The 12,437-nt window shown below is 43.1% G+C and carries 7 protein-coding genes and 1 pseudogene; 3 read left to right on the top strand and 5 right to left on the bottom strand.

Annotation, left to right across the window (positions count from 1 at the left end):
* Positions 1 to 31: 31 nt before the first annotated feature.
* Positions 32 to 2,782, top strand: a complete 2,751-nt coding sequence (locus DW036_RS23500; RefSeq protein ID WP_118466421.1) for a WG repeat-containing protein — start codon at positions 32 to 34, stop codon at positions 2,780 to 2,782.
* Positions 2,783 to 2,936: 154 nt separating this feature from the next.
* On the opposite strand, the gene DW036_RS23495 is transcribed toward DW036_RS23500, so the two are convergent.
* The 4 genes and pseudogenes from DW036_RS23495 to DW036_RS23485 all read right to left on the bottom strand — a co-directional run.
* Positions 2,937 to 4,127 carry a hypothetical protein gene (locus tag DW036_RS23495; RefSeq protein ID WP_118466420.1) on the bottom strand — a complete coding sequence of 397 codons (1,191 nt, stop codon included), beginning with the start codon at positions 4,125 to 4,127 and terminating at the stop codon, positions 2,937 to 2,939.
* Positions 4,128 to 4,309: 182 nt separating this feature from the next.
* Complete coding sequence (locus DW036_RS25435) at positions 4,310 to 4,600, bottom strand: hypothetical protein (RefSeq protein WP_222850738.1); 291 nt, start codon at positions 4,598 to 4,600, stop codon at positions 4,310 to 4,312.
* Positions 4,601 to 4,740: 140 nt separating this feature from the next.
* On the bottom strand, positions 4,741 to 5,190 hold the full coding sequence (locus DW036_RS23490; protein WP_233560537.1) for a hypothetical protein: 450 nt from the start codon (positions 5,188 to 5,190) through the stop codon (positions 4,741 to 4,743).
* 87 nt (positions 5,191 to 5,277) lie between these two features.
* A pseudogene (locus DW036_RS23485) lies at positions 5,278 to 5,728 on the bottom strand (recombinase); the annotation flags it as partial.
* Between the two features lie 694 nt (positions 5,729 to 6,422).
* Between DW036_RS23485 and DW036_RS23480 the strand changes: the two are divergent.
* Entirely contained in the window at positions 6,423 to 8,657 is a 2,235-nt protein-coding gene (locus tag DW036_RS23480) for an ATP-binding protein (RefSeq protein WP_233560535.1), read from the top strand.
* Between the two features lie 70 nt (positions 8,658 to 8,727).
* Here the strand turns inward: DW036_RS23480 and DW036_RS23475 are convergent, their stop codons facing one another.
* Positions 8,728 to 9,696 carry a FimB/Mfa2 family fimbrial subunit gene (locus tag DW036_RS23475; protein WP_118466418.1) on the bottom strand — a complete coding sequence of 323 codons (969 nt, stop codon included), beginning with the start codon at positions 9,694 to 9,696 and terminating at the stop codon, positions 8,728 to 8,730.
* 115 nt (positions 9,697 to 9,811) lie between these two features.
* Between DW036_RS23475 and DW036_RS23470 the strand changes: the two genes are divergently transcribed.
* On the top strand, positions 9,812 to 12,319 hold the full coding sequence (locus tag DW036_RS23470) for an alpha/beta fold hydrolase (RefSeq protein ID WP_118466417.1): 2,508 nt from the start codon (positions 9,812 to 9,814) through the stop codon (positions 12,317 to 12,319).
* Positions 12,320 to 12,437 lie beyond the last annotated feature (118 nt).

Genomic DNA, 12,437 nt, shown 5'->3' with positions numbered 1-12,437 from the left:
AAAAACAATAAAAATATAAATTACATCTAATATGAACAACCGTTTTTATTTTTTATTCCTATGCAGTTTAATGACGATAGATTTTTTTGCAAGAAATATATCTACGGAAAGTTTCTTTAATGATTCTTTTATAGAGATAAGCAATCATGAAGAAAAGAATGACAATTTATTTGAGTTGATTGATGTCTATAATCAAAATCCACAAAAGAAGAAAGAATTCCATTTCAGTGATGGTACTATAGGATATTTTGTTAGTGATGACGATAAACTCTATGGCGTAACTGACGCAACAGGTAAAATTATAGTTCCTCAGAAATATGGCAAAATAACTTGCTATGGGGATTTGCTGTATTGTAAAGAGTCATCTGTCGGCAATAAATATTCCTGTGCATTATACTATAAAGATGGGGAGTGCAAAGTTTCTGAGTCTGACGGGTATACTATTTTGAATTTTGTTCTTTCCAAAGGGAAATTAATAGCAACAAGCAATAGTCCAATGGCCGTCTTTGATGATAAAGGAGATTACATATACAAATATAAAAAGTATGAAGACTCTAATGGTTTTGTTTACTTGAAAAATGAGTTAACCGATACTATTGTGGTAAATCCAGGGAAATATACTAATTATTTTACATTACAAGGTGACATTATTCATATGTGGATTGGCAACAAGACTGGAATAATGGAGTTAGATGGTACTGTGGTAATTCCCGCTATAAAATATGGAAGAATCACACCGTTTCGTAATGGTTTTTTAGTGAAGTTATCAAAATTCGGTGATGGTGTCACCGGATATTTAGACAGAAATGGCAAATGTATCATACCAGCAGTAAATTATTCTAATGTATATCCATTAGACAATGGTGTATTCGAAATCATAGCTAATGGAAAAGCCTCTATTGTAGATTCATTAGGCAACATCCTTTTATCTACAAAATACTCTGGTATACATCCAGTTAAAGACAATGATGGAAGTTGGTATTATGAAACATACTTGGGTAATGGTAAAGGAAAAATGTCACTACAAGGTAACGTTATTACTGAACCACAACCAACAACACAGAGAAAGGAAGTGGTTAAAGACGGTTTTTCTTACATTGAAATTTTAGACAAAAATGGCATGTGTGGCATTATCAATAGTTCTGGCAAGCAAATTATACCTTGCAACTATAAAATGATTATGTACGACAAAGATTTACCTGGATTCAAACTTTTCAAGAATGGCTTTCAGGGTATTGCTGATTTGAATGGAAATATCATAATTCCATGCGATAAGTATCATTATGTAACAAAAGTTAAGCGAAAAGGGTTGCCTTTGTTCTTTCGTGTTGACTATTTGGGGAAATATGGTTTGTGTGACAGTATAGGTCAGGAATTGATAAAACCTCAATATGATGATATAGACCCTTATATGAATGGAACGGCTATAGCTCAAATAGGATTGTTGAGAGGTCTCATTGACTTTGCTGGAAATGTAATCATTCCATTAGAATATTCTAAAATTTATTCACTCAATGATGGAACATATGACGTTAGGTCTTTTAACAAACGAGGTATATGTGATAATAAAGGCCACATCATTATTCCTCCAAAATACACCACAATTAAAAAGATATCAATCAAAGGAGAAGAGTTTAGCCAATTATACAAAGTTAAAGATGGCGAAACTGTAGGTCTTTTTACGACCCAAGGAAAAATGATTTTTCCAACAGGATTGTTTAAGAATGTAAGTTTGTATAAAAAAGGTGAAGTGCTTTCAACAGATCCAGTAGATGGCGTTCATGCTGGATTAATGGGGATGCTGAAGTCTGCCGGAGGATCTGGGTCAAGCATTGATGAATCAAAATTTAGTGATGATGTTTATATTAAAGCTTTCAATGATTTTAAAGAAGGAATATTTTATTTTTATGATCTTAGAGGTAATTTAATTTGTGATACAAGACAAGAAAAAGCCTTCGACAAATATTTTGATTCAGGTCAAGAAGAATTCAATAATAAAAATTACAAAAAAGCAATAGAGTATTATAAGCAAGCATTGGCTATAAAACAAGACGGAGTCACCTTTTACAATATTGGTGCAGCCTATTACAATATTGACAAGTACAAGGATGCCATCAAGAATCTTCAAGCATGTATTAGATTAAAACCGCGCCAAAGTGTGATTGATGACGCAAGAGATTTAATATTAGATTGTGAAAATATGCTACAGCAAAAAAGAGAGCGAAGGGCTAATATTATTATGGGAATATTTGGGTCAGCTCTTAATGTTGCATCGACTGTTATACAAACAAATGCTGCAATTAAATCTTACAATAGCACTTCATCTAATTATAATCTTCCACCATCCTTAAATCCTCAACTGTTTGCACAAAATGCAATGGTTCAAGTTAATGCACAGATGGCTGCACAAAAGAATCAATTCTTGACGCAGTTTAGAAATAATTTTAGGACAACAATGGGGCGTGAGCCATCAGAAATGGAAGAAATGGAAGCATATACCCAGTTTTTACAAAGTATGAATGCTACATATAATAGTAATCAGTCATCAAGTTCATCTTTTGATTCATCGGATTCTTCTGATTATACAAATAATAATACATCTTCAAACAGTACACCACAAACAAAAAAATGTGGGTTATGTAATGGTACAGGAAAAATAGATGACTCTGTTGCTAATTTTGGAATCACTGATAAAAAATGGTGCTCAGAATGTGGTGAGTATCGAATAAATGGACATTACCATAAAACATGTCCTTCCTGTAAAGGAAAAGGCTATAGATAAAACATCGAGCTATTGATGTAGAGAGTCTGTAAATAAACTGTAATGTTTTCTTTTAGTTTATCTACAGGCCCTTTTCTACATATTCACGGATAAATTTATAGAGCACAACTAACCACATCATTATCCTTTACAGAGGCCGATAGACACTTTAAAATCATCTTGTTATTCCATTGCTGTTGGTTCTCTCTATCTTCCAATCATACGCTCCCTCTGCGACATCGCCCACCTCACCAAGTGTGTGGCGATGTTTTATTTCGTCAAAAGACTTTCTGCTTTTGGCATATCCGCACAACCATTCTCCAACTGCCTTTTGCTGTTCGGTTGTTTTCCTGTATTCCTGCATCACGCTCTTGATGTCTGCGGCTTCGGAAGGGGCGAAGACAGACTTGTGCTGCTCCGTACCGAAATGGATAATCGCATTGACAGCCCGTCTGAATACCTCGCTTGCTTTATATAGGATATGGGCTATGAGGTTCAAAATTCCCTTGCTGTTTTCCAATGCGTCTTGTAATAGGCGGATAGTCTTGTCTTTCTCTGCCGTAGCTGTGAGAACCGCCTGACTGATGCGTCGCTGTTCGCCAGTCTTTTGCTCGTCAAGTAGCCTGACCACCTTGTCCCTTTCAGCGGCAAGTGAACGGTTCTGTTCCAATGCCCTGTCACGCTCGGCTTCGGCTTTCCGCTTTTCTTCGACCAATGCCTTTGTCCGTTCCTCCACCTTGTTCTTTACCGCATCGGGAAAGGCTTTCCTGATACGCTCGTTCTCGGCTTTCAATCTGGCGTTTTCCTTTTCAACGACTGCGGATTTGCCGACCCCTACAATGCTGCCGACACTATCCAAAATGCTGTCCATTTTTGCCTTGCGTTCGTCTTTGAGCAACTTCTCCTTGTCGGCAATCTCACTGTCAAGGGACAGGCGGTGCTGCTCTTTTGCTTTGTTCTCCTTCTCGATAAGCAAACGTTCCGCTTCGGCTTTTTTCTTGGCGGCAATGGCGGCTTCCTTTTCGGCTTTGGCTCGTTCGGCTTCCTGCTTTTGCTTGGCGATGATGAAGTCCTCCCGTTCCAAATGCTCCTTGCCCGTCTTCTTGTTTATCCGTTCCCGGTCTTTTGTCTGCATCGCCCGCCCTGTCTTCTCCTTGACCATTGCGGCTATCAGATTGGTGTATTCAGTCAATGAGGTATCGCCAATTTCAGGTGCTACCCATGCTTCATTTCTCGCCATGAGGTCAGTGCGTATGTAGAGTTTTTCCTTTCGGATATTGGCGAGATATTCCGCTGTCCGTCTGTTATGCGGTCCGCTGCTTCCAACGTTGCAGGGCTTTATGTTGATTGATGTTTTTTGTGCCATGAGTTTATTTGTCTTTTTAGTTTCACTGGTGGCTTATTAGGGCTTCGCCTTAATCGGAGGGTGCAGGGAGAGGGTCACTTCCAGCTTGGGATTCTTAGGGGTGAAAACCACTAAGCGGAGTTTCCAAAGAGGGGGTCACTTTTTGGTCGGGTTGCATAGGGCAGACCGCCCTTGCCGGGTTCTTAGGGCAGCGCCCTGAGTGGGACGGGGCAACGCCCAGCCCCTCGGGAGAGCCCACAACTTTGTAGCGTAGCGGAGAAGTTATAGTGGACTATATCTGGGCAAGCCCAGTCTATCACACCACGACAACGGAGTACCGCTTTAAATTCCGCTTTCTGCGTCCGTCTGTCATTCGCATCTATGTTGGTAGTCTTCATCGCCATTCGTGCCGTCCTGCGCCTTTTTTCGTGACTCTCTGTGGGAATGTTTCCAAACGGTCTATTCTCATATGACATGGGGATTGTCCGCTTCATCCTCAGCAAAAAGATTCAGAGGTAGCAAGTCTGGAGTTTCAGACAAACAAAGGGAAGAAGAAAGGGTAGATGTATCGCACTTTGTGCTGTCCGTTTCCTATTCTTGCCGTTGGTCGCTATCCGCACTTCCATATTGTTCGCTACGTGAAGAAGATGTGTCGGGGATAGGTATCCGCACATCCTCGGTCTGCCCTTTGGCGATAGCCGATGGCCTGACATAATGGGTTGGTTATCAGGATACAACCGACATTCCAGCCTGTAAGAAAATGCAGGGTATGTATGGAAGTGCGGTTGTTGGTTCGGGTGGTCAGCATACCGAGCCTGTTAAAGCTGTCTATGAGCTTTCCGATTGTCTTTCGGTTGCACCCCAAATATTCCGCCAGTTCCACATCGGAAGCTGCGACTTCTCCCACCTCCAAGGCAATCTCAACGCCCTTGATTTTATAACTGGTTTCAACCTGCACCGCATCGGTCATCAGCTTGTACAAGCACTTCTGCCTATGTGTGGAGAATTTGCCGTCCAAAAGAAAATTCCATTGCCCGGCAGAAAGTATGGTGCAGTAATGTATGTTTTGTTTCTTGTCGTACATAGTCTATGATATTATGATGTTACAATGGTCTGCTATCTGCCCAAACCATATCCCCGTTCAGGCATATAATATTCCTTGTCGGCTGCTATAGCGCATGAGAGCCCTTTTTACTACACGGAAGTTCTTCTTTCTTACCTCCGAAAGACTATGTTTCTCCAAAAACTCATCGAAAAGTTCGGCAAAAGTAGGTGGATTCTCTATTGCCAGCTCTTCTTCTGTCTTGTACTTTTCGGGATGATTGGAATTTGTCTATGACTTTCCCGAGCCATTCACTTCCTGCATCCTCCTTGTATTCCTTTTCAATCATTTGTGTCAATGCCTGCACTTTATGGTTCAAGTCCATCTTCTCGTTTTCCGGCACCAAAGCTATACGGTCTTTATAGCCCTGTCGCTCAACACTCCAATGGTTCGGGCTGATAACAAGTTCGCTTGCTGCCTTGATGTCCTTTTTTCCATCACGCAAACGAAAATAGATAGTAACCTTAGTATCTACATCGTTCTTTTTGGCAACTTTCCGTATAAATGCAGTCACTTTCATAATCTTCAATTTTATTTCTGGATTGAATACTGCAAAGTTAATGAATTGTTCCCCAAAATGTTCCCAATTATCCCGAAATAAATTCAATCTCATTAAATTTAATCCCATTCGTTGTTGCTTATAATCTACTAATACACACTGAAATACACATTATTTGTCTGTGAATTGAATTTGTTCCCAGCTATTGATATTTAATATTTCAAATGCGGGTCTGGGTACTGAAGCGGAGAAAGTTGAAAAACTCTCTCCGCTTTTCTTTTCCACTCCTCGTAACTCGTTGGTTTGCTGATAGATTAAATGTTACAGTTCTTGTACCACTTCATTAATCGTTCAAAGGACGGGCAATCGATGGAAAACCAATGAATACCATATATTGTAGTAAGCTTGAGTTCAAGTTATAAATGCGACACTTTTTTCTATTTCATCAGCGTCATACTTGATCCTATATCACAAATAGTGTTCAATGCGGATATAAACAACAAAAAGATGAACGTAATATTCGAATTTGTCATTGGATATTTCTTTGGCATTTATTTTTTCCTAACTTTGCCAAGGATAGTTGAGAAGCTTTTGCCATTTTATATTTTAATATTTATCCAATATGCCAAATCAGAATACATTTCTGTATCCCCCTTTGACATTTCGAATACTTGCGGTTGCTATTCTCGCTTGTTTATTTCTGGTGCCCAAGACGATGGCTGATACAAAAGATCAAGAGTATATTGTTCTTATCAGTTCTTCCACTTTTCGTGAGAAATGGGCTTATGATTTACTTGAAACTGTAGAAAAGGCATTCAATGAAGAAAATTCAGTGAAGGTATATTTGGAGACTCTCACAACATGGCATTTCAATAATCAACAGGAAATAGATCAGAAGGTTGATTATCTAAAGGATAAATATTCTGTGCCTCCCCAAGCCGTCATATTTGTAGGCGATCCGGGATGGTACGTTTGCAAACCGCTTTTTGACACTAACTGGAAAGGAGTACCTACAATTATTTGCCACTCGATGCCGCATACGTCGGCTGATATAAATAAGTACTACAATGGCGAATATATACCTGAAGATCAGATTATCACTAGGCCGGAAATGCTGGAGCGGTATAATGTGACTGCCATAAATATTCCTGTTTGTATTAAAGAAACCATAGAATTGATGAAGGAGATTACTCCTGAAATGAAAAAGGTTGTCTTGTTATCGGATGACAGATTTATCTGTTCTCTAATTCGGAAAAAAGCAGAAGAAACACATCAGCAATACTTTTCTGATTTGGATATGGAATTTATTACATATCCTCAGACAAATACAGAAACAATGCTCCGCATGATTAGTGAATGTGGTAAAGAGACAGGTATTATCTACTGTTCATGGGTGAATGTGGCCGGTCAGAATTTGTCTGAAAAGTATTATCCTGATGAGAGAATGCATTCTTATATTTCCGGTATAGTTAAAAAGCCGGTATTCTCGTTGTCTGACCAGTTCACGAGGGGACATGCCTTATTTGCCGGTGGACATTATATCGGTAGTACCGATGTTGAAAGTGCAGTCATCAGTGAAATCAGAAGTGCATTGAAAAAGGATGGTACATACGAGGCGAAAACGGTTGTTGCCGGTACGCCCAATACCTATCTTAATTACCAGACACTGCTTGACAAGGGAGTTGCATTAGATCACTTTCCTAAAAATGCGGTTTATTGTGATGTTCCGCCCAGTTTTATCCAGAAGAATATAATTTATGTTGTGATTGTATTGGGCACTGCTATTGTACTCCTGCTATTTTACTTTATGCACAAGCGTATCAAAAAAGTGAGAGAAACGGAGTGGCAAGAGCATCTGCATTTGCTTGAAAATATTCTCGACAACCTTCCTATTGCAGCCAAGGTGAAGGATGTCGATAATGATATGCGTTATACTTTTATAAATAAAAAGGCTGAAGAGCTCTTTGAATATCCGGCTAAGGAGGCGATTGGAAGAACTGATTTCGATATAATGCCTGAGGCTGCAACGATGATCAGGAAAGAAGATGAAGAATTGGTAAGAACGGGAATTGCCCAATCCGGTACCAGGCGTTTCTTTACGAATAAGAACGAGGAACGGTTTACTTTCCAGAATAATAATATAGTTTCATTCTCCGATGGACGTAAGTGGATTCTCTATACAGCCTGGGATATTACAGACCAGAAGATTCTGGAACGTAAACTGCGTCTGGCTAAAGAAGAGGCTGAAGAGTCCAATCGTGTAAAATCAGCTTTTCTGGCTAATATGAGCCATGAAATACGTACTCCGCTCAATGCAATAGTAGGTTTTTCGAGCATACTGGCCGAAGATGTATCGGAAGAAGAGCGGACGGAATACCTCAGTATCATTAGCAAAAACAATGATATATTATTGCAACTGATCAATGACATCCTGGATTTATCAAAGATAGAAGCCGGTACACTGGAATATGTCTATGCAAATATAGACGTAAATAAGATGTTATCTGAAATAGAGCAGGCTGCCAGAATGAGGCAACCGAATGCGAATGTTACTATATGTGCGGTGACACCACTGGAGGGGCTGCTTTTGTATACCGACCAGCGCAGAATTACCCAGGTGCTGAATAACTTCATCAGTAATGCCATGAAGTTTACGAATACCGGGAGTATCACGTTCGGGTACGAAGAACCGAAAGGTGGCTATATACGCTTCTTTGTGACAGATACCGGTACTGGTATCCCTCCTGAAAAGGTGGCGGATATATTCAACCGTTTTGTAAAGCTTGATTCTTTCAAGCAGGGAACGGGACTTGGACTGGCTATTTCACAGAATATCGTGAAGGAACTCAAAGGCGAGATAGGAGTGGCGTCTGAGTTAGGTAAAGGCTCTACTTTCTGGTTTACGCTGCCCTACGAGAAGATGGGAGCACACCGTTCTATTCTCCCATAAAAATATCTCTAATTTGTAGCAACAGGAAAGAGGCTTTACCCGGGTGGGGGAAGTCTTTCCTGTCGGTCGGTCAATCCAGGCTCGGGACGTCGATTGTTTGGTTCTGCTCATTCCAATTTTCGATGGTGAAACTCCCGGACGACTCTTCTGAAAAGATGTCGCCCAGTGTGAGAGTCAGTGTTAGCTTGGTGTTGGCTGTCATTGGGGTTTCCAGGGATTGCTGGAAACTTTTCACCGTACCATTCTTCAACAGGATGAATAGCTTGAATACCGGTTTTCCGATGGAGGGGAAGAGCATGACGGTTGCATTGCTCATTTGGGTGCCATCTGTTGAACGTATCAGCGGGAAGGCAACGGTTCCTGTTGTCGGCACGGGCTGTGCGGTGTAGAAATTCAGTGCAGTGGAAATTCCGGTGACGTGTACATACATGCTGTCGATACTTGCGCTGAGGATGCCGTTATTCCTATCCTTTACTATCACTTTCAGTCCGGCTACTGTCCGCTTCAGGGCTGCACTGAGGTTTTCGGTGCCGATGTTTGTGGCTTTTACGGCATAGACCATGTCGAATACAGGATAGTAAGTGGTATCCTTACTCATTTTGAGCATACTGAATGTCTGCTTTGACATGTCCTGACCGATGATGTAGACGGGCTCTCTCACCGCGGGATTGGCATAAATGGGTGTTTCGTACTTGGGTGTTCCCCAGTATACCATGTTGTAGGGACCTGCCGGAAGAGAAATTTCGCGGTTGATGGCTTCCTGGTAGAAGTTTCCGTTCTTCACATTGTAATATCCGTCGAAGGGGGTTAGTTTACCTTCCACGTAGTTGCCGAAATAAATGGCGCTGTTGGGCTGGCAGGGGGCGACGGTCAATATGCCGGTCATGGGACTCTGGGTGTTGCTACTGTTCTCCACTGTGGCGTATAGTTTGGGGGTGATCAGTGCGTTGGCGTCTACTACTGCCTTGAGACAGTCGTCGTCTTTTACGCAACTCGCCATGAACAGGGCGATGGCTGCAAATAACATTAATCTTTTCATTTTCTGTAGGTTTAGGCTTGGATAACATTTTGGAGGGGATTTGGTTCTGTCTTTTAAAAAAATGTATCTTTGCGATCGTCAAAAATGCTATGAAACGTAATTAAATAAAGATACCATGAACAAGAAAAACACTCTTTTGCTTTTCCTGTGCCTGTTCAGCCTGTGGGCGGTGGCGCAAGAAAAGAAGCCGGTAAAGATTGCCTGTGTGGGCAATAGTATCACTTACGGCTCGGGAATTAAAAATCAGTTTCAGAACAGTTATCCGGGATTGCTTTCCCAGCTTTTGGGCGAGGGGTACGATGTGCGCAATTTCGGAATCAGCGCCCGCGTGATGCTGAATAAGGGAGATCATCCGTACATGCACGAGCAGAAGTTCCGCGACCTGCTGGCGTTTCAGCCGGACATCGTTACCATTAAGTTGGGGACGAATGACAGCAAGCCCTGGAACTGGCGTTACGGAAAGGATTTCGGAAAAGACCTGACGGAGATGCTGGATATTCTTCAGGATTTGCCTTCCAAACCTAAGATATATCTGTGCCTCCCTGTGCCGGCCGTGAAACGGAATTTCGGCATCAACGACAGTGTGATAACGAATGGCATCATCCCCGTGATACGCCGCGTTGCAAAGAAGCGTCACTTGCCTGTTGTAGATCTTTACGCGCTTCTGAAACCGTATCCCGATTACTATACAGACGGCATCCACCCCAACGAACAGGGGGCGGCCCTGATAGCCGGCGAGCTTTATCGTACGCTGACCGGCAACGAGGCGCCGGAGATCGTCACCGAACAGGCTTTTCCGGGCAAGAAGTCAGAGTGGGAGGGTTTCGACCGTTACGATTTTTTCTGTAATGCTCGCCGGGCCATTGTGGTTGCTCCCCGCAAGGTGGCCGAGGGGCGTCCTTGGATATGGCGTCCTGCGTTCTTCGGGGCTTTCCCTTCGGTAGATAAGGCTTTGTTGGAGGAAGGATTCCATGTGGTGTACTACGACTTGACGCATCTGTACGGAAGTCCGCGTGCGCAGCGTCTGGGAAGCGATTTCTATGAGGTGATGCGCAGGTATTACCGCCTCTCTCCGAAGGTGACGCTGGAGGGTTTCAGTCGCGGCGGACTGTTTGCGTTCAACTGGGCGGCAAAGAATCCGGATAAGGTGGCCTGTATTTATGTGGATGCTCCGGTTTGTGATATGCTTTACTTCGCCGAGAATTGGGAACGTGATTTCTGGAAAGGCTTTCTGACGGAGTGGGGGCTGACGGATGAGACGGCAAAGGACTTCAAGGGAAACCCGATTGACAATCTGGCTCCGCTGGTTGCCGCAGGTATTCCGGTGATGGGAGTTTGCGGTGATAGCGACAAGACGGTGCCTTATGAACGGCATATGAAGATTGCTGCCGAACGCTATCGTGCTTTGGGTGGTAATGTCGAAATCATTCTGAAACCCGGTTGTGACCATCACCCTCACAGTCTGGATAACCCGGAGCCTGTGATCGATTTTATCGTCCGTAACCAGCCGGATTATCAGAAGAAACAGGTGATTCACCAGCGTGGTAGCCTTGCCAACTCTTATTTGAAGTTTACGAAAGAGAAAAAGGGTTGTGTCGCTTTCTTGGGCGGCTCCATTACGGAGATGCGTGGGTGGCGGAATATGATACAGGAGGATTTGCGCCAACGCTTTCCTGAAACAGAATTTACCTTCGTCGATGCCGGAATTTCTTCTACGGGAACTACTCCCCATGCTTTCCGCTTTGAAAACGATGTGTTGCAACGGGGAGTACCCGATCTGTTGTTTGTTGAGGCAGCGGTGAACGATGATACGAACGGTTTCGACTATATCGGGCAGATACGTGGTATGGAGGGCGTGGTTCGCCATGCCCGCACGGTCAGTCCGGAGATGGACGTTGTGATGCTTCATTTTATTTACGACCCGTTCATCCCGTTGCTGGACAAGGGAGTGCAGCCGCAGGTGATTATGAGCCATGAGGCTGTGGCTAATCATTATTATATTTCTTCCATCAACCTGGCGGAAGAGGTAGCACAACGGATACGCGACGGTGAGTTCGACTGGAAAGAATTCGGAGGGACTCATCCAGCTTGGCGGGGGCACAGGTATTATGCGGCAGCTATTAATCGACTTTTCGACCTTGAGTGGGGCGCCCGTGTGGCCGGGGCGGCGGTCCGGGCGCATGAGGTGCCGGAGAAACCGATAGATCGTTATTCTTATGATAAAGGTGCGTTTGTGGACATTCGTTCAGCGAAGCAGTTGAACGGTTGGCGGGTTGTGGAGGACTGGACGCCTAAGGTGAAGGGAAACACTCGTAAGGGATTTGTGAATGTTCCGATGTTGGTGACGGATCGTGCCGGAGCCAGTCTTTCGTTCGCTTTCGAAGGTCGTGCGGTGGGCATCTTTTGTGCGGCCGGTCCGCAGGCTTGTGTATTGGAGTATAGTGTGGATGGGGTGCCGTTCAAGAGTCTGGATACATTTACGAGTTGGAGCGGGAATTTGTATATTCCTTGGGTGTATATGCTGGAGACGGAACTTGCGCCCGGTCGCCATACGCTGTGCTTGCGTGTAGCTAGAGGGGAGAGGATGGGGTGCCAAATACGTAATTTTGTGGTGAATCGGTGAATGGGTAAAGTAACATTTATACCGATAAGATGATTTTTCTGTCTTTATCCAAGGGAGATACTGTAATATTATTGTTTGAATAAAGTAATCTAAATTATCTGCTGCGGATTTGCCTCCT

The sequence above is a fragment of the Bacteroides sp. AF39-11AC genome, assembly GCF_003474285.1.
Taxonomy (GTDB): Bacteria; Bacteroidota; Bacteroidia; order Bacteroidales; family Bacteroidaceae; genus Bacteroides.
This window is presented reverse-complemented; position numbering and strand designations above follow the sequence as displayed.